Raw genomic sequence first — 24,503 nt, forward strand, 5'->3', positions numbered from 1 at the left:
ACTTCGTTATGAGTCTCGCCGACCTTCAGCGATTGCACCGCACTGGCAACGCCATCGGTGCCGTTGGCCAGGGTGTACGTCCACTTACCGGCGCCGTCGACGGCGATCGAGCCATAGGTGCCGGTATTGGACCCGGCGATGCTCCAGGTGGCGGTGGCATTGTGATCGATGTCGCTCGAGCTGAACTGGCCGCTGACGCTGAGGATGGTGTCTTCCTGCACGGCGCCAACATCGTTGCCCGATGCGAAGCTCAGCACCGGCGCATCGTTGCTGCCAGTAATGGTGATGGTCACGGTCTGCGTCGCCGAAGCAGCGTTAGCCGCGCCGCTGTTGTCGGTGGCGACCACCGTGTACGAGAAGGTGACGGTTTCACCTGCGCCGAGGAAGTCGAGGTTCTGGCTGGTGCTGTAGTCCCAACTGTTGTGATCGACCGAGAAGCCGGCGACCAGTGCCGAAGCCACGCCCGCATCGAGCGTGCCGCCGCTCCAGGCGATGTTGCCGTTGGAGGTGTGCGACACAGTTACCACGTCGATGTTGTCCACATCGGCAAAGCTCAGTGCGCCGCTGTCGCTCAGTGTGGCCGTACCGTTGCCTTCGCTCATGGCGCCGGTGGTGTCGGCAATCGCCAGCGTCGGCCGATCGTTGGTGCCGGTGATGGTAATGGTCACGGTCTGTACCGTGCCGTCACCGATCGCCACGTTATAAGTCTGGGTGAGGGTCTGGCCTTCGCCCAGGAACTGCACGGCGGCGTTGTCTACCGTGAAGTGCCAGCCCAGCGAGCCGCTGCCCGTACCGGTGCTGTCATGCAGTGGATCTGTGGTGAAGCTGCCCAGATAGCCGGAAGCGCCCGGTGTGACGGTGACGCTGTGGGTGTCGATCAGGTCGGCGTCGGTGAAGGTGATGCTGCCGTTGGCGGCGTAGTCGCCACTGTCTTCCTTGGCATCGCCTGTCTGCGCGCCGCTGGTAATGTGCACCTGGTCGTTGGTACCGGTGATGGTGATGATCACATTTTGCGTTGTCGACGAACCATGCCCATCGTTGAGGGTGACCACATAGGTTTCGGTAGCTGTCTGACCTTGGGCCAGGTACTGGGCTGCCGCATTGTTCACGGTGTAAGTCCAGTTAACGGTGCCGTTGGCCGCATTGGCCGCTTCAACCACAGAGGCCAGGCTGAAGTTGCCCAGCGCTGTGGTATTGCCTCCCGCCGCCACGAATGAGGCGGTATGCGTGTCGCTCAAATCGACATCGCTAAACGCAATCGTGCCCGTCGTGCTCAGCGAATCGGTTGTGCTCGGCGTTGTGGGCGCATCTTCGGTGACCGTGCCGGCCTGCACGCCGATGTTCATCGTCACGCTGTCATTCATGCCGGCAAATTGCACTTGTGCAGTAGCCCAGCTGAGGGTGCCATTGCCGAGACGAATCGCATACGTAAAGCTGTCTGTCAGGGACGCTCCGGCAGCAAGCGACTGAAGTTGCGTCTTGAACGCGGTCGACAATGTAGCGGCGTCGTAGCCGACCTTGCCATCAGAAGTAATCCAGATCTTTGCCCCATTGAGGCTGCTATCGCTACTCGTCGCCTCGATTCTGCTCGTGTCCTGGACCAGGAGGTCGGCCGGGGCATAAACCTTGGTGGCAGTAGAGAGACTGGTCCCATCATCAAGTGACCAGAGTGTCTTTGCGTTACCGCCCAGGTCATTGGACATGACGTCCAGGTACACGACCCCCAGCAGGTCTTCGGTGATGCTCGCGCTGCTCGTGCCAATGACACCTGTAGTGAAAACGTCGTCCTGCGCCTGCGGCGTATTGGAAAACGAAGTAACGGTGCCGCCGCTGGTCGTGGTGGTGGTAGCCATGTCTTTCTCCCGAGAATGCTTTTTTTATTGGAATCGCCAGGGACTGCTAACAGGACGAAGTCCCGTGCTTGCGCCGCTCAGAGTGTTCAGGAGCGGTACGGGGCGGCTACCGGACATCGTCGACCGTCTGGGCTAGACGGGACAGGCGCTGCCGGCAGAGGGGTGCTGGTCTCGCGGGGGGGAAGAAACTCGCCGTACTTGAGGAGCGAATCGCAGGAGCGGTCGGGCGAACGTGGGCCCACGCCTGAGGCTGCGCTGCGCGTGGCGCGCAGTATCCTGAGAGCACCCATAGGGAAGGGACTCCTGAAGTAATGGCTGGATGAGGCCGTATTTTGGTACAGCACTGATTCAGGGATACGGCCTTTCCTGATATCAGTTTGATAGGTGTTTAGTTGTGGGGTCAGGCTTTGTAAAGGTGTTAAGCGCAGGTAACAGTACGATGTGCCAATATTCCGACAAATGGATGTTTTGGTGTCAATATTATGTCGATTTGTTTTTGGCGAAGTGCCCGCAGGCACTCAATAGTGGTGTGCCTCAAATGAGCTGAAACCCTTATGCGGCAAGGGCTGGCTGCGTAATTCCAGTGCAAGGACGCTCTAAAATTGCAGCGTCAGCGGTTAGAAAAGCCCGTCAGAGCATTCCTCTGGCGTTTTTTTTCTTGCTCGAACCACCTGACGACTTACGTGGAAAGTCAGTCATTGCTGTGTATTACTTCTGACTCCACTCAAGGAGCCAAGCAATGCGACACAGAGGTGCACAGTTCTGGTTATGGACCGACCCCCGATTACCTCACCACATCCATGAAGAAGTGCTCGGTGACGGGACGCAAGTGGAAGTGCGGGCACGACTGAGTCGTGAGGGGATCACCCAGGTGTTCATCGGTGTTTACGATAACCACGGGATCATGCTGTGTGAGGAGTTTCACGACAGGGGTAGTGATGAGACTTTATGCGCGGTGTTGAAGTGGGGCGCGCTGCGAGCGGGGGAGATTGTAGCGGGCACGCAGGCGTTCGTTGCACCTCATCGGGTGCAACTGACGCTAGGCACGGTCATCACCGATGAGTCGGTACTGGCGCTGCGGCGGATGGAAATGAACGAACGTGAGCGTTTCAAGCTCAGCTGCGAAGATGCGTGGTCGGAATACCTGGCCGCCAAAGCGGCCATGCTCAACCTCATGCGCGCGCCCAAAGTCGATCCCAGGGTCTGGGCGGACCACAAGGAGCGACTGAAGCAGGCGATTGACCTGCGCGTCTGTGTACAACGCGCCTATTTACGCTGAGCTATTCAGAACCTGATGCCCGGTGCTGTCGCAGGGTCTCGATGGTCGCGATCAGGTCATCGTAGGACACCGGTTTTCCAATGTACTGGTCAAAGCCCGATTGACGAGCCTTTTTAATATCGCTGATAGCGCCATAGCCAGTCAGGGCAATGGCCGGCACATCCTTGATGTGCGGCAACTGACGTAATGCTTGCATCAGTTCATGGCCGTTCATGACCGGCATGCCCAAATCCGAAATGATCAGGTCGAAGTGGCTGTTGGTTGCCGCGTCCAGAGCATCCCATGGACGATCGAAGGCAACGACTTCGGCGTCCTCCATTTCCAGCAGCATTTTCAGGGTTTCCAATACCTCGGCAGAGTCGTCGACCAGCAGAATCGTCAGGCCGCTCAGTTTTCCTGATACCTCGTCGGTTGGCGTTGTGGCTTGAGTTTTACCTTCACTACTGGCCAGCGGCAAATAGACAGTGAAGGTACAGCCTTCCCCAGCCCCCGGCGAACTCACTTCAACCGTGCCATGTTGGGCCTCGGTCAATTGGCGCACCAGTGACAAACCGATGCCCAGCCCTTCGCGCTGGTGGTTGGCGTGCTGTGTTTCAGCCTGGCCAAACAGGTCGAATACGTGTTCGAGGTTCTCGACCGCGATGCCGGTGCCATTGTCCTTGACTTCCAGCCGCGCCATGTCCCCAGCCTGGCTGGCGATCAATTGCACGCGGCCGTCGGGCGGGGTGAATTTCAGTGCGTTGTTCACCAGGTTCCAGATGATCTGCTCCAGGCGCGTCGGATCGGCGCGCACCATCAACGGCTCCGAAGGCACATGCAGCTCGACGGTGGTGCTGTGCTGGTCATTGAGGACGACGGTGTAAATATCGCGCAGCACACTGGCCAGATCCACGGCGATCGGTTTGAGCTTGAGCTTGCCGGTGCGCACGCGTGCGACATCCAACAGGTCGTCGATGATCCGCGCCTGGCTGCTGACAGCATCGCAGATGGTGTTGACGGCTTTGGCGGCCGGCGCCACCGACTTGGTCACCGGCAAGCGCCGCAACAGTTCGGCGTTGAGCTGGATCAGGTTCAGAGGATGCTTGAGTTCGTGGGACATGACCGCGAAGAACTCATCCTTGAGGTAATTGGTGTTCAGCGTCTCGGCCAGTTGTTGGCTCTGCTCTTCATGCTGGCGTTTGTGGCCGGTCAGATCCCGGGCGATTTTCACGTAGCCGTGAAGGTTGTCACCGTTGAGCTGGGTCACCTCGCCGCTGCAATAGAAACGGCTGCCATCCTTGCGTAGATGCCAGCGTTCATCTTCGGAACGGCCATGGGTGCGAGCCCCCAGCAGTTCGGTTTCAGGCACGCCGGAGGCGCGGTCTTCGGCGGAAAAAATGAAGTCGTAGTAAGCGCCTTCGGCCTCGGTCTTGCTGTAACCGAAGATCAGCTCGGCGCCTTTGTTCCAGGTGGTGATCACGCCTTGTTCATCAAGGGTGATAATCGCGTAGTCGCGGGTGCTTTCGGCCACCAGACGCATGCGTTCTTCGCCCAGGCGCAGTTCTTCTTCGGCCTCGCGGCGTTTGGTGATGTCAATGAACGTCAGCACGGTGCCGTCGATACGGTCTTCGCTGGAGCGATAGGGCAGCAGGCGGGCGATGTACCAGTGCTTGTCGGTGCTGCTGACTTCACGTTCGATCATGTTCAATGATTCGAACACCGATGCCGCGTCACTCGCCAGGTTGTCGTAGTGCAGGCGATGCGTGATGTCGAGCAGGGAGCGGCCGGTATCCACCGGCAACATACTGAAAATATCGGTGGCACGCGGAGTGAACCACTTGATCCGCATGCTGCGGTCGACAAACACCGTGGCAATGTCGGTGGAGGCGATCAGGTTGGTCAGGTAGTCGTTGATCTTGTCGGTTTCTTCGACTTTGGTTTTCAGCTCGTAGTTGACCGTCAGCAGCTCTTCGTTGATCGATTGCAGCTCTTCCTTGCTGGTTTCCAGCTCTTCGGTGGCCGAGCGCAGTTCTTCGTTGATCGCCTGCATTTCTTCGTTGGAAGCTTTCAGTTCTTCACTGGAAATTTCCGATTGTTCGATGGTGTCCTGCAAGTGCAGTTTGGTGCGTTGCAGTTCACGTTCAAGATTGGACAGCACCTGGCTTTCGGTTTGCAGCAGGGGCGTGGCCGTCGCTTGCGCAGGATCGACTTCGACTTCCTCGAAAATCACCAGGATGAACTCGCCGTCCGACTCTTCATCCTTGTAAGGCTGCGCCTCCAGGCTGACCTTGTAACGCCGCTCTTCGTGCTTGACCGGCACCTCGCGGGATTTTACCGCCAGGCCACTCTGCTGGACCTGGAACAGCGTGGTGCGGATTTCCAGGCGCAGTTCCGGAAGGATCAGCGTCAGCAGGTTGCGTGACAGCTCACCGCCCACATGTCGAAGGAAACGCCCGGCACTTTCGCTCATGTGCAGGATATCGGCGTTGGTATCGACGATCATGCTCGGTGGGGCGTAGCGTTCGAGGGCGCGCTGGTGGATGTCGGCGAACGACAGTTTGCGCTGCACGACGTTTTGCGGCGCCTGCCGGGAAATATTGGAGCGCACATAACCACCGCGCGGCACGGTCGGCGTACGTCGGCTACTGGCGGTGCCGGTTTTAGCACGGAAGATCCGGTTGCGTTTGTCCACCGGCGTAAACAGCTCATGACAAGCGTCTGCGCTTTCGGAAGACCCCAGGAACAGGAAGCCGCCGGACCGTAATGCAAAGTGGAACATCTGCAGGATTTCGCGCTGTACTTCGCGATCCAGATAGATCAACAGGTTCCGGCACACGATCAGATCGATTTGCGAGAAGGGTGGGTCGGACAGCAGGCTGTGTTTGGCGAACAGCACCTTCTCGCGGATTTCCTTGCGAATCCGATAGTGCTCATCTTCCTTGATGAAGTAGTGCCGCAGCCGCGTCGGCGGTACATCCGTCACGATGGCTTGCGGGTACAGACCGGCCCGGCCGAAGCTGATGGCGCGCTCGTCGATGTCGGTGGCGAAAATTTGCAACGAGGCCTTGCTGTCCTCCAGTTGCAGCTGATCGTTCACCAGCATCGCCAGGCTGTAGGCTTCTTCGCCGGTGGAGCAGCCAGCCGACCAGATCCGGATTTCTTCTTTCTCAGGCTGGGCCGACACCGCGGCACCGACCAGCTGCGGCACGATATCGCGCTCCAGCGCTTCGAAGGCTTCACGATCACGGAAAAAATTGGTCACGCCGATCAGCATGTCCCCCAGCAGCGCCTTGGTTTCTTCGGGATTGCTTAGCAGGTAGCGGTAATAAGCTCCCAGGTCTGGCTGGGCCGTGACCTGCATCCGGCGTTCGATCCGCCGCAATACTGTCGCGCGTTTATAGTGCTTGAAGTCATGACCGGTGCCGGTGCGCAACAGGATCAGGATGTCGTGCAGCATTTGTTCGGCGAGTGCTGCGTCACGCTCGGACACCGAGGCGAAGGATTGCAGTTCCGGATCGTTGGCGGCAGGCAAGCTGATTTCCCGGGAGTTGTGCCACAGGTCCAGCAGCTTTTGCGGCATTTCTACTACGGGCAACACCAGATCGACCATGCCGGTCTCGATGGCCGCCCGGGGCATACCGTCGAATTCGGCGTCTTCCGGCACCTGGGCCAGAGTAATGCCGCCCTGTTCCTTGATGCGTGACAGGCCGACCGCGCCGTCGGAACCGCTGCCCGAAAGCACCAGGCAGAAGGCGCGCTCGCGGTGCACCTGAGCCAGATCGCGGAAGAACAGATCGATCGAGGCGTGGCGCCCCAGTTGTGGGTCGTTTTCAACAACCTCAAGGTTATTGCCATTCATCAGCAGTCGCCGCGCCGGCGGGATGACATAGACCCGGTTTTTCTCGATCGGTACGGTTTCGGTGACCTGCAGAACCGGCATCCGGGTCGATTCCTGGATGATCTTGTCTGCGACGCTTTGGTGGTCGGGTGACAGGTGCAAAATGATCACAAATGCCATGCCGTTGTCTTGAGGCATGTTCTCGAAAAACAGCTTTATAGATTGCAGCCCGCCCGCCGACGCGCCAATACCCACCACCGGAAAGTCCAGGGTGCTGGGGGTCAGGGCCTTTCGCTCGAGAGCCATGGCCGAGTGCTTGGGGGTGGTGGTCATTTCCTGGCCTTTACCGGCGATTTAGAACGTATTGAGTTCAAGCGGACAATAATTAGCGTGCTCCAATAAATCAGGATAATCCCGTTTTTCAATAACGCCTTCAAATATTTAGCGCGTCCATGTGCAGCCGTATGATCTTTTGGCAGTAAAACGAGCGATTGCACTTCCGTTGCTTCAAGGGAACGCGACTACTTGCCGATAACGCGACAAGCCGTTGTGATTTCATCGCTGGCGGCCGGTAAAGCTCATCACGTGATTGTGCGAAATTGCTTGATAGCCAATGGCCTCTCGCTATCATCTGCGCGCCCGAAAGGCCGCGAAGCTGAACTCGCAGCCATTGCCTTTAGGTTGTTCTTCCTTAAATTGCCTGGAAATCTTCGATGCTGTCGTATCACCAAAAAAGCTTTTTGATCGTCGATGATTTCTCGGATTTCCGCAGTTCCGTCAGGTCCATGCTGCGGGAGCTGGGCGTCAAGGACGTCGACACCGCTGATACCGGTGAGCAGGCGCTGCGCATGTGCTCGCAGAAGTCCTACGACTTCATCCTGCAGGATTTCCACCTGGGCGATGGCAAGAAAAACGGTCAGCAGGTGCTCGAAGACCTGATGATCGAGAAGCTGATCAGCCATGAAAGTGTGTTTGTCATGGTCACCGCCGAAACCAGCCAGGCCATGGTGCTTAGCGCACTGGAGCATGAGCCCGACGCTTACCTGACCAAACCGTTCAACCGCTCTGGCCTGGCCCAGCGCCTGGAGCGACTGGAACAGCGCAAGACCTTGCTCAAACCGATCCTGCAAGCGCTTGACCGGGGCAAACCGGTTGAAGTGCTCAATGCCTGCATCGCCCTGTGCAAACAGGACATTCGTTATTCGCCGCTGTGCCTGCGTTACCGCGCCGATGCGTTGCGCGACTTGAACCAGAACGAAGCGCTGGAGCGTCTTTACGACAGCATCATTGCGGATCGGCCTTTGCCCTGGGCGTTTGCCGGATTGGGCCAATTGCTGTTTAAGCGTGGGCAGGTCAGCCAGGCCAAGGGCATTTACGAAAAAGCCTTGAAAGTCTTCCCGATGATGCCGGCCCTCTACGATGGCATGGCCGATGTGCTGGTCGCCGAAGGCGACACCAAAGCGGCGCAGAAAGTGTTGGAAGAGGCAATTCGCCTGTCGCCGCTGGCGGTGCGCCGGCAAGCGTTGCTGGGCAAATTGGCAATGGCCAACGAAGATTTTGACACCGCCTCCAAAGCCTATCGCCAGGCCGTTAACCAAGGGGCGCAGTCACGCTTCAAGGACGCGGAAAGCAACCTCGGCCTGGCCCATGCCTTGATCAGCAAAGGTGCGGAAAAGGGCCTGGACACTCGAACCCGCCTGGAAATCAACACGACGCTGAGTGCGGTGGCGAAGGAGAATCCTTCCGACCCAGGCCTGCAGATTCGCGCGCGTCTGATGAAGGCCACCAGCCTGCTGCTCAACGATGCCGAAACCGCCGAGAAGCTCACCGAGCAAGCGATGATGCGCCTCGATGGCATGGAACAGTTCATGAGCGCTGAAGCGGCGCTGCTGGTGGCCAAGCAGTTGCAAATGCTGGGGCAGGCGAGTGCCGGTGCTTCGATGTTGAAAAACTGTGCGGAAATCTACGGCGACGATCCGACCGTGATGAAGGGTATCGCCAAGCTGACCGACGACCCGACCATCCTCAACTCGGGCAACGCCGCCGCCGACCTCAACCGTCAGGGCGTGCGGGTGTACAAGACCGGCAATCTGGTGGAAGCCCGGGAAGTGTTCCGCAAAGCCCTGGCGCTGCAACCGAAGAACATCAGTATTGCCCTGAACATGGCGCAGTCGCTGCTGCATGGCACCGACACCAGCGTGCCGTCGGCTGAGCTGGAAGAGTGCCGGGCCTGCCTGAAAACGGTCGGCCTGATGCCCGATACCGATGCGCGTTATCCGCGCTACCAGAAACTGAAAATCAAGGCGTTCGGCGAATGATCGACAGCGAACCGTCACTCGACTTCTCCACGGTGATTGCCTCCACCGTGCACGACATGAAGAACTCTCTGGCGATGCTGATGCAGGCCCACAGTCAATGGCTGGCGCGCTTGCCTGATCCCGAGCGGCAGACCCCGGAGCAGGGCGTCATCGACTTCGAGTTCGCCCACCTCAATGGCATGCTGGTGCAGTTGCTGGGGCTGTACAAGCTGGGCGTCAACCAGATGCCGTTGCAGCCGGCCTACCATGAGCTGGATGACTTCATTGAGGCGCAACTGGCGGCTCATCAAGAAGTGTTCGCCAGCCGCGGCATTATCGCGACCTATGAAGTGGACCCGTTAAGCCCGCTGGGTTTCTTCGATCGGGAGCTGATTGCCTCGGTGCTCGCCAACAGCATCAACAACGCCATCCGCTACGCCCGGCATGCCTTGTTGATCAGCGTCAGCGATGAAGCCGGGCAATTGGTGCTGACCATCAACGACGATGGCGAGGGTTATCCACCCGAGATGATCGAGCGTCAGGCTGACTATGTGCAGGGCATCAACCACAGCAGTGGCAGTACCGGCCTGGGCCTGTACTTCGCCGGGCGGATTGCCGCCTTGCACCAGCGCAATGGCGTGGGCGGACGTACCGAAATCAGTAACGGCGGCCCATTGGGTGGCGGCGTGTTCAGCCTCTATCTCCCCTGAACGACACGTTCCTCACAGGATTGCGCCTTTTTGTTTGACGCTGCTTGATATTCCGAACAGCTGGAGCCTATTTTGTACGGGTCGCCGTTCGCGGCTCGTATAACAACAAGGATTGCGTCATGACAACCGATGGCCATCGTTCACTCGCGCAGCGATTGACGGGCATTGATGAGATTGAATGTATTACGCCGGACCTGAACGGCGTACCCCGCGGCAAGGTGATGACCGCCGAAGGATTTCTTGAGGGGCGGCGTTTGCAGATGGCGCGGGGAGTGCTGCTGCAATGCATCATGGGCGGCTATCCGCCGGCGCATTTTTACGGCAGCGATGATGGTGACCTGGCGCTGGTGCCTGATCCGGCGCAGCTTCACCGCTTGCCTTGGAGTTCGCACCCTCGGGCACTGGCCATATGCGATGCGCAGGAACTGACTGGCGAGAGCTCGCACCTGTCGACTCGCGGCCAACTCAAGGCGGTGATCGCTCGCTACGCCGCCCTCGGTCTGGCGCCAGTCGTGGCGACCGAGCTGGAATTCTTTGTGTTCGCACCCAACCCTGACCCGACGCAACCCTTCCAGCCGCCAGTGGGCCTGGACGGTCGTCGCGAGGACGGTCATTCGGCATTCAGCATCAGCTCCAATAACGGCTTGCGGCCGTTCTTCACTGAAGTCTACGCAGGCATGGCGGCGCTGGGCTTACCCCGCGATACCTTCATGCACGAGATGGGCGTCAGCCAGTTCGAGATCAACCTGCTGCATGGCGATCCGCTGCTGCTGGCCGACCAGACCTTGCTGTTCAAGCATCTGCTCAAGGAAGTCGCGCTCAAGCATGGCCTGACCGTGGTCTGCATGGCCAAGCCGTTGGCTCACACGCCGGGCAGTTCGATGCATATTCACCAGAGCGTCGTCGAGATCGGCACCGGGCGTAACGTGTTCAGCGACGAGGCTGGCGAGCCGACCGCGACCTTCCGTCATTTCATCGGTGGTCAGCAAGCTGGCCTTGCGGATTTCACCGCGCTGTTTGCGCCGAACGTGAACTCTTATCAGCGCCTGTGCCATCCTTTTGCATCGCCCAATAATGCCTGCTGGTCCCACGACAACCGCGCGGCCGGCCTGCGCATTCCAGCCAGTTCACCGGTCGCTCGTCGGGTCGAAAACCGCTTGCCGGGGGCTGATGCCAACCCGTATCTGGCGATCGCCGCGAGCCTGGCGTCGGGGCTGTATGGCATCGAAAACAAACTGGAACCGAGCGAAGCGGCCCGGGGCGAGTTCGTGGTGCCGGATAATCTTGCGTTGCCGTGTACCTTGCATGCCGCACTTGAACGTCTGAAACGTAGCCAATTGGCGAAGGAACTGTTCGGCAAGGAGTTCATCGAAGGCTACATCGCTTCGAAGACCCTGGAGTTGACCAGCTTCCTCGATGAAATTACTCCCTGGGAACGGCGTGTTCTAGCAGCCCAGGCCTGACGACCTGTCGCCATCGGGCTATCGTTGTCGATAGCCCGATACTCACTGCAAGGAGCCGCTCGGAACGCCAATGCGCCAAATCCTGAAATCCTTTCGAGGACTTTATTTCGCCTCGCTGATGATGTTGATCGGCTCGGGCCTGTTGAGTACTTACCTGGCCCTGCGCCTGGCGGCCGATAAGGTCGACAGCCTGTGGGTCGGCGCATTGATGGCGGCCAACTATTTCGGCCTGGTGCTGGGCGGCAAGATCGGCCATCGGCTGATTGCCCGGGTCGGGCATATTCGAGCTTATTCAGCCTGCGCCGGGATCGTCGGCGCGGCGGTGCTGGGCCATGGCCTGGTCGATTGGCTGCCCGCGTGGCTGTTCCTGCGGGTGATTGTTGGCCTGGGCATGATGTGCCAGTACATGGTGATCGAAAGCTGGCTCAATGAGCAGGCAGAAGCCAAGCAGCGTGGCGTGGTGTTCAGCGGCTACATGATCGCTTCGTACCTGGGGCTGGTGTTGGGGCAGCTGATTTTGGTCATGCACCCGGGCCTGGGCCTGGAACTGCTGATGCTGGTCGCACTGTGTTTTGCCCTGTGTCTGGTGCCGGTGGCCCTGACCCGGCGGATTCACCCGGCACCTTTGCACCCGGCGCCGATGGAGCCGCGCTTCTTCATCAAACGCGTGCCGCAGTCACTGAGCACGGTGTTGGGGGCGGGATTGATCGTCGGTTCGTTCTACGGCCTGGCGCCTCTGTATGCCTCCCAGCAAGGATTGTCCACCGAGCAGGTCGGTCTGTTCATGGGCACCTGCATTTTTGCAGGCCTGGTGGTGCAGTGGCCGTTGGGATGGCTATCGGATCGTTATGACCGGGCGGTATTGATCCGCAGTTTTGCGTTTAGCCTGGCACTGGCAGCATTGCCGCTGGCGATCATGCCGCAGGTGCAACTGGAGGTGCTGTTCATCGCCGGGTTCCTCTGCTCGTTGGTGCAGTTCTGTCTGTACCCGCTGGCGGTGGCGTTCTCCAACGACCACGTCGAGGGTGATCGCCGGGTGTCGCTGACGGCCATGTTGCTGGTGACTTACGGTGTCGGCGCGAGTGTCGGACCATTGGTGGCCGGGGTATTGATGAAGCTGTTCGGCAGCCAGATGCTTTATGCCTTTTTCAGTTTTTTTGCCTTGGTGCTGGTGTGGCGAATCCGCCCGAAAGCAGTCACCAATCTGCATCAGGTGGACGATGCTCCGCTGCATCACGTGGCCATGCCGGACAGCATGACGAGTTCGCCACTGGTGGCTTGCCTTGACCCGCGCGTCGATGAGCAGGTGGTGCAGGATCAGATGCAGAATCCGGTCAACCCGGAGGCTGATGTCAATCCGGATGCCGGGCCCGAACCAGAACCTGAACCAGTTTCGGATTCAGAAGACCCGGACGCAGGTCGCGAGCAAAGTTTTACCGAAGCGCGGCCGTGATCAAGGCATAAAAAAACGGGCAGTCACCGTAAGGGACTGCCCGTTTTTTATTGGCGGGGCGTATCAGAAATCGTCTTTATCGAAGCGCCGCGCTTCACGTTGCAGCTGATAGACGAACCGCTCGACTTGCCGCTGTACCAGGCCGCTCATGTTGTGAAAACGCACGCCGGCGAAGGTAGTGTTGATCTTTTCTTCAAAGTGCAGGTAACGCAGTTCGACCGGTGCCGTCATGCTGCCAAAGGGCAGGGCGGCGATGAAGCGGTCGTAGACCTGGCCCAATTGCAGCTTGGCGGTAATGTCGCCTTCGAAGCGCAACTTGCAGCCGGTGGCGGAGATGTCCAACAGTTTGCCGCCGAGGGGCGACTTGAGTTTCTCACCGCCCAGCTCGACATTGACCAGTTGTGCCAGCTTCAACGCAGCGCGGAAAGCATTGCGGCGCTGGTGGTAAACCACCTCATCGGGCAGCGCGCCACGGTAGCAGCGGCCATCACCGGACTCGTCGATAGTCAGCGGGCCATTGCTTTCCCAGGCGATGCGCACGCCGTCGTGGAAGCCTTCGACCTTGAACGGTTCGCCGGCCAGCAGAAAGCGTTCGCCGTCGCGCGGGATCATTTCGTCCAGGGCGATCATCTTGCTGTCACGGTCGACGTCCACCAGATAACTCTGGAAGCGCTGGCTGCGCTCGTGGAACGTGATGATCAGCGGGTCATGGCTGTCTTGCAGCTGACGCAGGTTGCCGGAGATTTCCAGGGGCGTGGTGAGCACCTTGGGTGGCTGCGGAGCATCTTCCGCGCTTAAGGCATTGGACACGAGGTATCAATCTCCAGACAAATATGACTACTGGCCGGCATTCTGCCAGCATGTTTCGCGTCTTGATAGGGCGTGCTCATTGAAAGGCTTAAGCCTGACTGAGCGGGCGTGGCTTGGCGAGCTTGGAGGTTGATCCGCGGGCATCGTAGAGCGCTGGCGGCTCGCCGCCGGTGAGGATTTTCAGCTGGTTGGCCGTGGCGGCCTGCTGCACCAGAATTGACTGGCCATTGTTGGCATTGGCGGCCTGGCACTGGGCCAGAAGGTCGGTCAGCACATCGCTCTGTCCCAGCAACCGTTCGCCAATGCTCGACTGGCTGGCGAGTTGCTCCAGGCCCTGGCGGTTGGTTGGCAGGTTGAGGCTGGCGAGGATTTCACTGCGCTTGCGGCCATGCTGTTCGAGCAGAATGATCAATGCCTGTTTATGCGCCAGAATTTCTTCGAGCAGTGGCATGTCGCGACCGTGCAAGGCGAGGGACTCGGTTTGCAGTAGCTCCAGCAGTTGTTGCGCCGGGGCAAAGTCGTCGATGATCAGTTGCAGTAAGTGAGTGTCGTGCATGGCTGGCCTTGGGTTTTAAGCGTCCAAAAGCCTGGCGCGGGCCGTGGCCTAGCGCTGGGCTTCGAAGTTGAGCAGTTTGCTGGCTACACGGTTGCTGTCGACTTTATAGCTGCCATCGGCAATCGCTGCTTTCAACTCGGCCACGCGGGCGTTGTCGACGGCAGGCTGATCGCGCAGCTTGTCAGTGACCTTCTGCAACTGTTGAGCCTCATTGCTGAGGTGTACCGATTCCCCGCTTTTGGTGGTACTGGCCTGTTCGGCCGGGGTATTCAGCGGCGTGGATTGGCCGGCTTCGGCGGTTTCCTTAGCGGTGCTGGTACGCGTACTGCCCGTAAGTGACGAGGAGCTGTTTAAACGACTGAAATCGATGACCATGACAAAAAACCTCTGGATATTTGGACGCTTGCCATGTTTTCGGCGATTCCCCGAAAAACTTTAGGCCCATTTATCAATGAGCTTGCATGCGCCAGCGCATGCCCTGCATGCGGCACAGTTTAGGCAACCGCCAGGCGGTGCGCCATCACTTCACAAACACAGAGCCCTTACATGGCCACTTCCACCTGGCCGGGCGCGGTGACTTGCGCCTTGATGACCCGCTGGGAGTTAAGGTTCTTCACGCGAATCTGTTCGCTCAGGCCGCCGTTGGACAGCGCTTCACCCGGCATGCGCACACTGAGCGTACCACTGCGGGCGGTAATCACCACCTGGTCGCCCTTGCGAACCACTTCCGCCTGTTCGAGATGCACCAGCGTAATGATCTGATCGGCGACCATTGGTCGGGTAAGTTTTTGCCCGATCGCCTGATCGACGGAAGTCAGAAACCCTTGATTTATCAGGCTGATATCACGCTCGCGCAGAGTTACGTCCTGAGGTTCGATAATCCCTGTGCGCTTGAGCGGACGAGTGGTCGTCACAATGTCGCGAAACAGCTTCACTTGAGCGGGCACGAAGACCGTCCAGGGCGAGGCGCCCTCGCAGCGAACCTTGACCGTGACCCGTCCCAGAGGCCTTGCCGGGCTCTCGAGGGTGGCTGTCAATTCCTTGTCGCACATAGGCATGCGCAGGCGCGGATCGAGCTGGTTGACCTGGATTTCGTAGCGACCTTGCGTTTGACTGGTGGCCAGATAGTCCTCTACGGTGAATTCAAGAAAGCCCTGGGTGACGCCGATAAGCATGTCAGGCAAGGTAACCGTATCAGCAAGGGCAGGGCTGCCAGCGTTGAACAGGCAAGCGGCCGACATCGCGCAGAGCAATCTGCGGCAGGTTGATGTCAGGTGTCGGAAAAATGTCGGTTCTGTGTTCATAAGAGTTAAAAAGCAAGCGCCGTGCCGTTTCGTGATGAATGTGCGTCGCAACACACTTAGCGTTGGTGTAGGAGTCTGGGCATGGCTGGTGTAATGGATTCGGTGAACCAGCGCACGCAACTGGTAGGGCAGAATCGCCTTGAGCTGTTGTTGTTCCGTCTCGACGGCCAGCAGCTGTATGGGATCAACGTGTTCAAGGTTCGCGAGGTGCTGCAATGCCCCAAGCTGACCCTGATGCCCAAGTCCAGTCCTGTCGTGTGCGGTGTGGCGAATATTCGGGGGGCAACCATTCCGATCCTGGATCTGGCGATGGCGACCGGTGCCGGTCGGTTGCTGGACCAGAGCAATCCCTTCGTGATCATCACGGAGTACAACACCAAGACCCAGGGTTTCCTGGTTCGGTCGGTGGAGCGCATCGTCAACATGAACTGGGAGGAGATTCATCCGCCACCCAAGGGCACGGGGCGCGATCACTACCTGACGGCTGTGACTCGGGTCGACAACCAGTTAGTCGAAATCATCGACGTCGAGAAGGTGCTGGCGGAAGTGGCGCCGACGCCGGAAGCGATTTCGGTGGGCGTGGTTGATGTTGAAACCCAGCACAAGGCGCTCTCTTTGCGCGTATTGACGGTCGACGACTCGTCGGTGGCGCGCAAGCAGGTGACCCGTTGCCTGCAAACGATCGGTGTCGAAGTGGTGGCGTTGAACGATGGTCGGCAAGCGCTGGATTACCTGCGCAAGCTGGTCGACGAGGGCAAGAAGCCGGAAGAAGAGTTCCTGATGATGATCTCCGACATCGAGATGCCGGAGATGGACGGGTACACCCTGACGGCCGAGATCCGCAACGACCCGCGCATGCAAAAGCTCCATATCATCCTGCATACTTCGTTGTCGGGTGTGTTCAATCAGGCGATGGTCAAGAAGGTCGGTGCCGATGACTTCCTGGCCAAGTTCCGTCCTGATGACCTGGCATCCCGGGTAGTCGACCGGATCAAAGCAGCAGATAACAGCTAGAGGCCTTCTGCCCCTGGCGGTCAACACGATTTAAGAGGCGGTATCTTTGTCTACGGGTAATTTGGATTTCGAACAGTTCCGGGTATTCCTGGAAAAAGCCTGTGGCATTTTGCTCGGTGAAAACAAGCAATATCTGGTCTCGAGCCGTCTCAACAAACTGATGGAACAGCAGGGCATCAAATCGTTGGGTGAGCTGGTTCAGCGCATCCAGACCCAGCCGCGCAGCGGTTTGCGCGAGATGGTGGTGGATGCCATGACCACCAACGAAACCCTGTGGTTTCGTGACACCTATCCGTTTGAAGTCTTGAAGAACAAGGTATTGCCTGAAGCGATCAAGGCCAGCCCCGGTCAGCGCCTGCGGATCTGGTCGGCGGCGTGTTCGTCGGGTCAGGAACCATATTCGCTGTCGATGTCCATCGATGAGTTCGAACGGGTCAACATGGGCCAGTTGAAGATGGGCGTGCAGATCGTTGCCACCGACCTGTCCGGCAGCATGCTGACCAACTGCAAGACCGGCGAATACGACAGCCTGGCCATCGGTCGCGGTCTGTCGCCCGAGCGCCTTCAGCGTTACTTCGACCCCAAGGGGCCGGGGCGCTGGGCCATCAAGGCACCAATCAAGAGTCGGGTGGAGTTTCGCTCGTTCAACTTGCTGGACAGCTACGCGAGCCTGGGCAAGTTCGACATCGTGTTCTGCCGCAACGTGCTGATCTACTTCTCCGCCGAGGTGAAGAAAGACATCCTGTTGCGCATTCACAGCACGCTCAAGCCGGGCGGTTATCTGTTCCTTGGCGCGTCCGAAGCGCTGAACGGTTTGCCGGACCATTACCAGATGGTCCAGTGCAGCCCGGGGATCATTTACCAGGCGAAGTGATTCGTTGACGGCATAAAAAACGGGAGTCCATTGGGGCTCCCGTTTTTTTATGCCTGTGACACCACGCTCCCACAGGGTCAAGTGGTGTTCTTTGGATGGTGAGAAGCGGCAGAAAAGCGGCAGGCGGCGGAAATCGGTTGCCGCTTTTCTGGCATTGCCGCCTCACCACTGCCCGCAAAGCCCCGGTTTACGGGGTTTTTTGAATTGGCACGCCGCTTGCTATGTTCACGTTACGAAAAATCAGGTCACCCGAAGGTTTCCCGACATGAGCATCAGCTTCGATAAAGCGCTCGGTATCCACGAACAAGCCCTGGGCTTCCGCGCTCAGCGTGCCGAAGTCCTGGCCAACAACATCGCCAACGCCGACACCCCGAACTACAAGGCTCGGGATCTGGACTTCTCGAAAGTGCTCGCCGAGCAGAACGAGAAAACCAAAAACGGCAAGTTCGCCTTGAGCATGACCAACAGCCGTCACATCGAAGCTGAAGGCCTGGGCAATGGCGACGAGTCGCTGATGTATCGCACGCCGATGCAACCGTCGATCGACCAGAACACCGTGGACGCCCAACTGGAACAGTCGAACTACGCGGAAAACGCGGTCAACTTCCAGGCCAGCTTCACCCTGCTCAACAGTAAATTCAAAGGGCTGGTGTCAGCCCTGCGCGGAGAGTAATTCATGTCCCTGTCCAGTGTTTTCAACATTGCCGGTAGCGGCATGAGTGCCCAGACCACTCGCCTGAACACCGTTGCCAGTAACATCGCCAACGCCGAGACCGTTTCGTCGAGCATCGACCAGACCTACCGCGCCCGTCACCCGGTGTTCGCCACCATGTTCCAGGGCGGCCAGAGCGGCGGCAGCGATTCGCTGTTCCAGAACCAGGACGCGGCCGGTCAAGGCGTGCAAGTGCTGGGCGTGGTCGAAGACCAGAGCAACCTTGAAGCGCGCTACGAGCCGAACCATCCGGCCGCTGATGCCAAGGGCTACGTCTACTACCCGAACGTCAACGTCGTCGAAGAAATGGCCGACATGATTTCCGCAAGCCGTTCGTTCCAGACCAACGCAGAAATGATGAACACCGCCAAAACCATGATGCAGAAGGTCCTGACCCTCGGTCAGTGATAAGGGGCGACTTTCGATGAGTGTTACCGATACCACCAGCGGCGTAAGCATCAAGGATGTCCTGGCCAACTCTTCGGTCAAGACCACGACCACCAGTGATGGTCTTTCCGCGGCGACCAGCAGTGCCACCGGCAGCAAGGCATTGGGCAAGGATGCGTTCCTGCAACTGCTGGTCACCCAGCTGAAAAACCAGAACCCGCTCGATCCTCAGGACAACAGCGCGTTCGTAGCCCAGTTGGCGCAGTTCAGTAGTCTGGAAGGCATCACCACGCTGAACGACACCGTCAGCGGTATTGCCGGCAACTACAACTCCTCGCAAGCCTTGCAGGCTTCTTCGCTGGTGGGCCGCTCGGTCATCGCGCAGACCGACAAAGCGGTGGTTGATACCTCCAAGAGCCTCAACGGTACCGTCGTGGTGCCGACATCGGTTTCCGCAGCCACCGTCAAGATCACCAACTCGGCAGGCACGGTCATCCGCACCCTCGACCTGGGCAGTCAAAGCGCCGGCAATGCCAGCTTCATTTGGGACGGCAAGGATAGTTCGGGAGCGGTGGCACCGGCGGGTACTTACACCTTCGGCGCCACGACCACCATCGATGGCACGAACACCTCACTGATTACTTACCTGCCGGCAACGGTCAACAGCGTGACCATCAGCCAGACCGGCGGTGAGTTGATGCTGAACCTGGCAGGCCTGGGCAGCGTTGCCCTGTCCAAAGTGCAAACCATTGGTCTATAGAGCCGACTAACACGGCACAAAGGAGTGGAATATGTCTTTCAATATCGGCCTTAGCGGTCTCTATGCAGCCAACAAACAACTGGACGTGACCGGCAACAACATCGCCAACGTCGCGACCACCGGTTTCAAATCGTCCCGTGCAGAATTCGAAGACGTGTACTCGGCCACTCGCCTGGGTACCGGCAGCAAAACCATCGGCAACGGCGTACGCCTGGCCAACGTTTCCCAGCAGTTCAGCCAGGGTGATGTGAACAACACCGGCAACGTGCTGGACATGGGTATTCAGGGCAACGGCTTCTTCATCCTCAGCGACAACGGTTCCCTGAGCTACACCCGTGCCGGTGCGTTCAAGACCGACGCTCAAAACTTTGTGGTCGATAACAACGGCAACCGACTGCAGGGTTATGGCGTCGATGCCAACGGCAAGATTGTCAACGGTGTATTGACTGACTTGAAGATCGATACGTCGAGCCTGAAGCCGAATCCGACGACCCGAATTGATCAAACCCTTAACCTCAACTCGTCGGAATTATCGCCGACCGTGGCTACGTTCAGCCCTACGGATACCAACAGCTATAACAAGACCATTTCCACCAAGGTCTATGACAGCCAGGGCAACGAACACACCATGGATCAGTACTACGTGAAGACGGGTACTAACACCTGGAAAATGTATACCTACATGGATGGCCGTACTCCATCCGATCCGGCTAACAACACACTGACTCCGCTGACTGCCGACATCGTTTTCAACTCGGACGGCACGGTCAAGACCCTGACCGGCAGTGCTGGTTTTGCTAACGTCGGTGGCACGCTGACCATGACGGGATGGAAACCTGGGGCAATCACAAACGCCAATACAACACCTGTTACCTGGGGCTTGAACGGGGCTGATGCTGCGGCCGCCGGTATTGCGGTGTCCATGACTAAGGTCTCTTCCTATAACTCGCCAACCGCCCGTACCGCCCAATACCAGGACGGCTACGCCACCGGCCAGATCTCCAGCCTGACTATTGACGCCAGCGGTGTTATGACCGCGAACTTCAGCAACCAGCAAACCAAGGCTATCGGCCAGGTGGCGGTGGCCAGCTTCGCCAACGAGCAAGGCCTGCAGCCAATTGGCGGCACACGTTGGAAAGAGACCTTCGCTTCCGGCGTTGCCGGTGTCGATGCGCCGAAGACCGGTACCCTGGGTTCAGTCGTGTCCAACTCGCTCGAAGAGTCCAACGTCAACCTGACCAACGAACTGGTTGATTTGATCAAGGCGCAGAGCAACTACCAGGCGAACGCCAAGACCATCTCCACCCAGAGCACCATCATGCAGACCATCATTCAGATGACCTGATGTGATTCGATAGCTCTTAAAAGCCGATGCCGCAAGGCGTCGGTTTTTTTATGCCCGATAGAAAAGCGGTCGAGCAGGTTTCTACCGTTCGTCGGGTCTGTCTGGTGCGGAACTTGCACTCTCGGCGAGCGCGGGTCGATACGCGTCAAGTTTTCTTTCGGCCTGCGTCATAAAGCCAGAACACGCGTTCGGCGACATGGAAGCCATGCAAAACCCTAGGGATGGAACACCAGTGAAAAGTCATAAAGCCGTCAGTGCGCCTGTCGTGGCGCTGCAACTGAAATCGGTATTGCGTCAGGGTTTGATCGGCGCGGCAGTGTTTTCCGGGGTGATCAATATTCTGGCGCTGATCGGCCCGGTGTTCATGCTGGAAGTCTATGACCGGGTCATTCCCAGCCAAAGTATCCCGACGCTGGTCGCCCTGGGGCTGCTGGTGCTTGGTGTCTATGCGTTGTCCGGTCTGTTGGACATCGTGCGTTCCCGGGTCATGGTCAGAATCGCTTCGTCCCTCGATCTGGCGTTATCGTCCAGAGTCTTCAGCGTCATTTCCGGCGCCTCGTTGAAAACGCCGATTACCGGGGATGCCTTGAAACCGGCGCAAGAGCTGGATCAGATCCGTGGCTTCATCGGTGGGCCAGGGTTAGTGGCTTTCTTCGATTTGCCGTGGATGCCGGTCTATCTGGCCGTCTGTTTCTATATCCACCCGTCGTTCGGCTGGTTGACCACTGCGCTGGTGATTGTCCTGATCGCCTTGACGATCATGACCGACCGACAAACCCGCAAGTTGATGCAGGCCTCGGCCGAAGCGTTGAACAAACGCAATCATCACGGTCAACAGTCCCACCAGAACGCCGAAGCGCTGGCAGCCATGGGCATGGTCGACAATGCGTCGACCATTTGGCAAAACCACCACAGCACGTACACGACCTTGCAGAGACGCTCGGTGGACATTGGCAGTTTTTTTGGTGGTATCTCGAAAAACCTGCGTCTGGCCGTGCAGTCGGGATCGCTGGCCCTTGGTGCTTATCTGGTGATCAAAGGTGATCTGAGCGGCGGCACGATGGTCGCCGCTTCAATCATCGTCGCCCGTACGCTGGCGCCTGCCGAGCAAGTCATTGCCACCTGGCGCAGCTTGCTGGGCGCGCACATCGCCTGGAAGAAACTGCTGGAAGTCTTCAGCCTGTTTCCCGATCAGCAGAGCAAGACTGAACTGCCGGCGGCTCATCGTAATTTGCAGGTGGAAGGGGTTTTCGCCGCGCCTCCTGGTGGCCAGCGGCTGACGCTGCAAAACGTCAATTTCACCGTGGCGGCTGGCATGGCTGTCGGCGTGGTGGGGCCGAGTGCCTCGGGCAAGTCTTCATTAGCCCGCGTTCTGGTGAATGCCTGGCGCCCCGCGCGCGGACATGTGCGGCTCGATGGCGCGCCCCTCGATCTGTTGACGGACCAGGCTCGAGGTAAGCTGATTGGTTACCTTCCACAAAGCGTGGGCCTGTTCACCGGCACTGTCGCCCAGAACATCGCACGGCTGGACCCATCGGCAGCGGACAGTGCGATTGTTGCCGCCGCCCAACTGGCGGGTGTTCACGAGTTGATTCTGCAATTACCCCAGGGCTACGAAACCCAGGTCGGTGAGGGCGGCGTCAATCTGTCCGCCGGCCAGCGGCAACGCGTTGCCCTGGCACGAGCGTTGTTCGGCGACCCATTTCTGGTGGTGCTCGACGAGCCCAATTCCAATCTCGATGCCGAAGGCGAGCATGCGCTGGCCAGGGCGATCCTGGCGGTCAAGGCACGAGGCGGCATTGTTGTGGTCATCGCCCATCGCACCAACATCCTGTCAGTGATCGATCAAGTGCTGATTCTGGAAAACGGCGCCCAGGTTGCCTTCGGGTCTAAAGAATCCGTGCTGAGAAAACCCGCGCCACCGGCCTCCCGGCCCACAACCAATGTCGTGGAAATGGGAGTATCCAACTGATGCATAACGATCAAGAAAGTACCTTGAGCCATTCGCTGGCCCGCCACTTGCGCCTGGGTGTGATCTCGCTGGTGGTATTGCTCGGCGGCGGTCTGACCTGGGCGATCTGCACCAACCTGTCCGGTGCGGTGATTGCCACCGGCACCCTCGCAGTGGAAGGAAGCGTCAAAAAGATCCAGCACCCCACCGGCGGTGTAGTCGCCGAGTTACTGGTCAAGGAAGGCCAGCAGGTAGCGGCGGGAGATGTCTTGCTGCGCCTCGATGCCACCTTGCAAGCGGCCAGTCAGGCCATCGTGAGCAAGTCGTTGAATCAAGCGTGGGCACGCCAGGCGCGCCTGGAAGCCGAACGCGACAATGTCAGTGAAGTGGCAGTGCCGAAAGAACTGCTCGCACGCATGAGTACCGATCAGGCGCGCGTGGTCATGGCCAGCGAACAACAATTGTTCCTGGACCGGCGTGCGTCCCGCGAAGGCCAGAAGAAGCAATTGCGCGAACGGGTTCAGCAACTCAACGAAACCATCGTCGGCCACGACATCCAGCAGAAAACCAAGTCCGAAGAAATCGAACTGATCGACAAGGAATATCAAGCGGTCAAAAAGCTCTTCGACAAAGGCCTGATGACTCTGGATCGGGTTAATGCCCTGGCTCGTGGCATCGCCCGACTGCGCGGTGAACGCGGACAACTGATGGCCTCCATTGCAGAAGCGCGGGGCAAGATCGCCGAAACCGAGCTGCAGCGGCTTCAAGTCGATCAGACCTTTCGCAGTGAAGTCTCAGAGGAATTGCGCGACTTGCTCGCACGCCAGGGCGAGCTGATCGAGCGTGAAATCAGCGCCAATGATCAGCTCAAGCGAATCGACATCACCTCGCCCATTGCCGGGCGGGTACAGCAATTGGCCGTGCACACCGTGGGCGGGGTGATTTCCCCGGCTGAAGGCTTGATGCAGATCGTGCCGGCTGATGATGAGTTGTTGGTGGAGGCGAAGATCAGTGCGCAGGACATTGATCAGGTGTCTCTCGGTCAGGACGCCACGTTGCGCCTGAGTGCTTTCAATCGCAGCACCACTCCCGAGTTGAGCGGCACCGTGGTTCGCCTCTCGGCGGATCTAATACAGGACGAACGCACGGGTGTTGGCTTCTACCGCGCGGGCATCAGAATTCCTCAGAGCGAACTGACAAAGCTTCAAGGGCTGGCCCTGGTGCCGGGCATGCCGGTGGAGTCGATGATCAAGACCGGCGCCAGAAGCGTCATTTCTTATTTGCTCAAACCAATCAGTGATCATGCTCAGCGGGCATTCCGGGAAGGGTGATGCTCAGCTGAAGTGTTGTGTTGGCTACCGATTTATCAAAACGGCAAGGAAGAAAAAATGGCAGTGATTAATGGAACATCGGGTACGGATACTCTGATAGGTACTTCGGTGGCTGATGAGCTCTATGGGTTCGCAGGTAATGACTCGCTGGATGGCGGGGCAGGAAATGATTTGCTGGATGGTGGTGCGGGTGCCGATGTGTTGAATGGCGGTGCGGGTACTGACACTGTTTCCTATGTGAACTCGACGTCCGCAGTTAACGTGGATTTGCTCACTGGAAAGGGCACCGGCGGTGATGCCCAAGGCGATACCTACCTAGGTATCGAGCGGGTAGTGGGCTCGGCGTTCAACGACACGCTGACTGGCTACAACCCGATCCATATCCTGGAAGGTGGCGCCGGCAACGATGTGTACGTCATCACCAACCAGGGCGCGACGGTGGTCGAGCAGGCCGGCGGCGGTGACGACGAAATGCGTACCCAGCTCAACACCCAGGTACTGGCCACCAACGTCGAGCGCCTGACCTTTGTCGGCACCGGCAATTTCATCGGTACCGGTAACGCCAGCGACAACATCATCACCGGCGG

20 protein-coding genes are annotated in these 24,503 nt (G+C 58.6%); 14 read left to right on the forward strand and 6 right to left on the reverse strand.

Annotation, left to right across the window (positions count from 1 at the left end):
• A partial coding sequence (locus AC1RL4_RS26945) for a VCBS domain-containing protein (protein ID WP_493120540.1) occupies positions 1 to 1,853 on the reverse strand: 1,853 nt, incomplete at its 3' end.
• A gap of 739 nt (positions 1,854 to 2,592) precedes the next feature.
• Between AC1RL4_RS26945 and AC1RL4_RS26950 the strand changes: the two genes are divergently transcribed.
• On the forward strand, positions 2,593 to 3,132 hold the full coding sequence (locus tag AC1RL4_RS26950; protein WP_230174716.1) for a hypothetical protein: 540 nt from the start codon (positions 2,593 to 2,595) through the stop codon (positions 3,130 to 3,132).
• A gap of 1 nt (position 3,133) precedes the next feature.
• Here AC1RL4_RS26950 and AC1RL4_RS26955 read toward each other — a convergent pair whose 3' ends face one another.
• The gene (locus AC1RL4_RS26955) at positions 3,134 to 7,282 is read right to left on the reverse strand and encodes a CheR family methyltransferase (protein ID WP_230174713.1); all 4,149 of its coding nucleotides are present in this window, start codon (positions 7,280 to 7,282) and stop codon (positions 3,134 to 3,136) included.
• A gap of 380 nt (positions 7,283 to 7,662) precedes the next feature.
• Between AC1RL4_RS26955 and AC1RL4_RS26960 the strand changes: the two genes are divergently transcribed.
• From AC1RL4_RS26960 to AC1RL4_RS26975, 4 genes are all read left to right on the forward strand, one after another.
• Positions 7,663 to 9,267 (forward strand): tetratricopeptide repeat-containing response regulator, encoded by a 1,605-nt coding sequence (locus tag AC1RL4_RS26960; RefSeq protein WP_019582899.1) that lies wholly within the window; start codon positions 7,663 to 7,665, stop codon positions 9,265 to 9,267.
• Entirely contained in the window at positions 9,264 to 9,956 is a 693-nt protein-coding gene (locus AC1RL4_RS26965; RefSeq protein ID WP_204125621.1) for a sensor histidine kinase, read from the forward strand. Before AC1RL4_RS26960 ends, AC1RL4_RS26965 begins: the two co-directional genes overlap by 4 nt.
• A gap of 221 nt (positions 9,957 to 10,177) precedes the next feature.
• A complete protein-coding gene (locus AC1RL4_RS26970) occupies positions 10,178 to 11,419 on the forward strand; it encodes a glutamine synthetase family protein (protein ID WP_172901243.1) in 1,242 nt (413 codons plus the stop codon).
• 70 nt (positions 11,420 to 11,489) lie between these two features.
• Positions 11,490 to 12,872 (forward strand): MFS transporter, encoded by a 1,383-nt coding sequence (locus AC1RL4_RS26975; protein WP_230174711.1) that lies wholly within the window; start codon positions 11,490 to 11,492, stop codon positions 12,870 to 12,872.
• Positions 12,873 to 12,935: 63 nt separating this feature from the next.
• Here the strand turns inward: AC1RL4_RS26975 and AC1RL4_RS26980 are convergent, their stop codons facing one another.
• The 4 genes from AC1RL4_RS26980 to flgA form a co-directional block, all read right to left on the reverse strand.
• Positions 12,936 to 13,682 carry a flagellar brake protein gene (locus AC1RL4_RS26980; RefSeq protein ID WP_230174709.1) on the reverse strand — a complete coding sequence of 249 codons (747 nt, stop codon included), beginning with the start codon at positions 13,680 to 13,682 and terminating at the stop codon, positions 12,936 to 12,938.
• 88 nt (positions 13,683 to 13,770) lie between these two features.
• Positions 13,771 to 14,238: a flagella synthesis protein FlgN gene (locus tag AC1RL4_RS26985; protein WP_018926324.1), complete on the reverse strand. Its 468-nt coding sequence runs from the start codon at positions 14,236 to 14,238 to the stop codon at positions 13,771 to 13,773.
• Positions 14,239 to 14,286: 48 nt separating this feature from the next.
• A complete protein-coding gene (gene flgM / locus AC1RL4_RS26990; RefSeq protein ID WP_018926323.1) occupies positions 14,287 to 14,613 on the reverse strand; it encodes a flagellar biosynthesis anti-sigma factor FlgM in 327 nt (108 codons plus the stop codon).
• A gap of 167 nt (positions 14,614 to 14,780) precedes the next feature.
• The gene (flgA, locus tag AC1RL4_RS26995; protein WP_026286438.1) at positions 14,781 to 15,542 is read right to left on the reverse strand and encodes a flagellar basal body P-ring formation chaperone FlgA; all 762 of its coding nucleotides are present in this window, start codon (positions 15,540 to 15,542) and stop codon (positions 14,781 to 14,783) included.
• Positions 15,543 to 15,623: 81 nt separating this feature from the next.
• Between flgA and AC1RL4_RS27000 the strand changes: the two genes are divergently transcribed.
• From AC1RL4_RS27000 to AC1RL4_RS27040, 9 genes are all read left to right on the forward strand, one after another.
• On the forward strand, positions 15,624 to 16,556 hold the full coding sequence (locus AC1RL4_RS27000) for a chemotaxis protein CheV (RefSeq protein WP_019650363.1): 933 nt from the start codon (positions 15,624 to 15,626) through the stop codon (positions 16,554 to 16,556).
• 46 nt (positions 16,557 to 16,602) lie between these two features.
• A complete protein-coding gene (cheR, locus tag AC1RL4_RS27005) occupies positions 16,603 to 17,430 on the forward strand; it encodes a protein-glutamate O-methyltransferase CheR (protein WP_026286437.1) in 828 nt (275 codons plus the stop codon).
• Between the two features lie 265 nt (positions 17,431 to 17,695).
• Positions 17,696 to 18,103 (forward strand): flagellar basal body rod protein FlgB, encoded by a 408-nt coding sequence (gene flgB / locus AC1RL4_RS27010; RefSeq protein ID WP_007937506.1) that lies wholly within the window; start codon positions 17,696 to 17,698, stop codon positions 18,101 to 18,103.
• A gap of 3 nt (positions 18,104 to 18,106) precedes the next feature.
• Positions 18,107 to 18,550: a flagellar basal body rod protein FlgC gene (gene flgC / locus AC1RL4_RS27015; protein WP_007937507.1), complete on the forward strand. Its 444-nt coding sequence runs from the start codon at positions 18,107 to 18,109 to the stop codon at positions 18,548 to 18,550.
• A 16-nt stretch (positions 18,551 to 18,566) separates the two neighbouring features.
• The gene (flgD, locus tag AC1RL4_RS27020; protein ID WP_019582907.1) at positions 18,567 to 19,289 is read left to right on the forward strand and encodes a flagellar hook assembly protein FlgD; all 723 of its coding nucleotides are present in this window, start codon (positions 18,567 to 18,569) and stop codon (positions 19,287 to 19,289) included.
• Positions 19,290 to 19,320: 31 nt separating this feature from the next.
• Entirely contained in the window at positions 19,321 to 20,634 is a 1,314-nt protein-coding gene (gene flgE / locus AC1RL4_RS27025) for a flagellar hook protein FlgE (protein WP_019582908.1), read from the forward strand.
• Between the two features lie 232 nt (positions 20,635 to 20,866).
• Positions 20,867 to 22,606, forward strand: coding sequence for a type I secretion system permease/ATPase (locus AC1RL4_RS27030; RefSeq protein ID WP_019582909.1), 1,740 nt, complete (start codon positions 20,867 to 20,869; stop codon positions 22,604 to 22,606).
• Positions 22,606 to 23,916 (forward strand): HlyD family type I secretion periplasmic adaptor subunit, encoded by a 1,311-nt coding sequence (locus AC1RL4_RS27035; protein WP_230174705.1) that lies wholly within the window; start codon positions 22,606 to 22,608, stop codon positions 23,914 to 23,916. The genes AC1RL4_RS27030 and AC1RL4_RS27035 overlap by 1 nt, the downstream gene beginning before the upstream one ends.
• A gap of 57 nt (positions 23,917 to 23,973) precedes the next feature.
• A partial coding sequence (locus AC1RL4_RS27040; protein ID WP_493120548.1) for a calcium-binding protein occupies positions 23,974 to 24,503 on the forward strand: 530 nt, incomplete at its 3' end.

Source organism: Pseudomonas sp. GW822-FHT07A10 (assembly GCF_058798795.1).

What these genes read in the sequence shown, in the direction of transcription:
- flgB (WP_007937506.1), top strand. Translation starts at nt 17,696, where the DNA reads ATGAGCATCAGCTTCGATAAAGCGCTCGGTATCCACGAACAAGCCCTG.
- AC1RL4_RS27000 (WP_019650363.1), top strand. Translation starts at nt 15,624, where the DNA reads ATGGCTGGTGTAATGGATTCGGTGAACCAGCGCACGCAACTGGTAGGG.
- AC1RL4_RS26975 (WP_230174711.1), top strand. Translation starts at nt 11,490, where the DNA reads ATGCGCCAAATCCTGAAATCCTTTCGAGGACTTTATTTCGCCTCGCTG.
- AC1RL4_RS26970 (WP_172901243.1), top strand. Translation starts at nt 10,178, where the DNA reads ATGACCGCCGAAGGATTTCTTGAGGGGCGGCGTTTGCAGATGGCGCGG.
- AC1RL4_RS26960 (WP_019582899.1), top strand. Translation starts at nt 7,663, where the DNA reads ATGCTGTCGTATCACCAAAAAAGCTTTTTGATCGTCGATGATTTCTCG.
- flgM (WP_018926323.1), bottom strand. Translation starts at nt 14,613, where the DNA reads ATGGTCATCGATTTCAGTCGTTTAAACAGCTCCTCGTCACTTACGGGC.
- AC1RL4_RS27035 (WP_230174705.1), top strand. Translation starts at nt 22,606, where the DNA reads ATGCATAACGATCAAGAAAGTACCTTGAGCCATTCGCTGGCCCGCCAC.
- flgD (WP_019582907.1), top strand. Translation starts at nt 18,567, where the DNA reads ATGAGTGTTACCGATACCACCAGCGGCGTAAGCATCAAGGATGTCCTG.
- flgE (WP_019582908.1), top strand. Translation starts at nt 19,321, where the DNA reads ATGTCTTTCAATATCGGCCTTAGCGGTCTCTATGCAGCCAACAAACAA.
- AC1RL4_RS26965 (WP_204125621.1), top strand. Translation starts at nt 9,264, where the DNA reads ATGATCGACAGCGAACCGTCACTCGACTTCTCCACGGTGATTGCCTCC.
- AC1RL4_RS26985 (WP_018926324.1), bottom strand. Translation starts at nt 14,238, where the DNA reads ATGCACGACACTCACTTACTGCAACTGATCATCGACGACTTTGCCCCG.
- flgA (WP_026286438.1), bottom strand. Translation starts at nt 15,542, where the DNA reads ATGAACACAGAACCGACATTTTTCCGACACCTGACATCAACCTGCCGC.
- AC1RL4_RS26955 (WP_230174713.1), bottom strand. Translation starts at nt 7,282, where the DNA reads ATGACCACCACCCCCAAGCACTCGGCCATGGCTCTCGAGCGAAAGGCC.
- AC1RL4_RS26950 (WP_230174716.1), top strand. Translation starts at nt 2,593, where the DNA reads ATGCGACACAGAGGTGCACAGTTCTGGTTATGGACCGACCCCCGATTA.
- flgC (WP_007937507.1), top strand. Translation starts at nt 18,107, where the DNA reads ATGTCCCTGTCCAGTGTTTTCAACATTGCCGGTAGCGGCATGAGTGCC.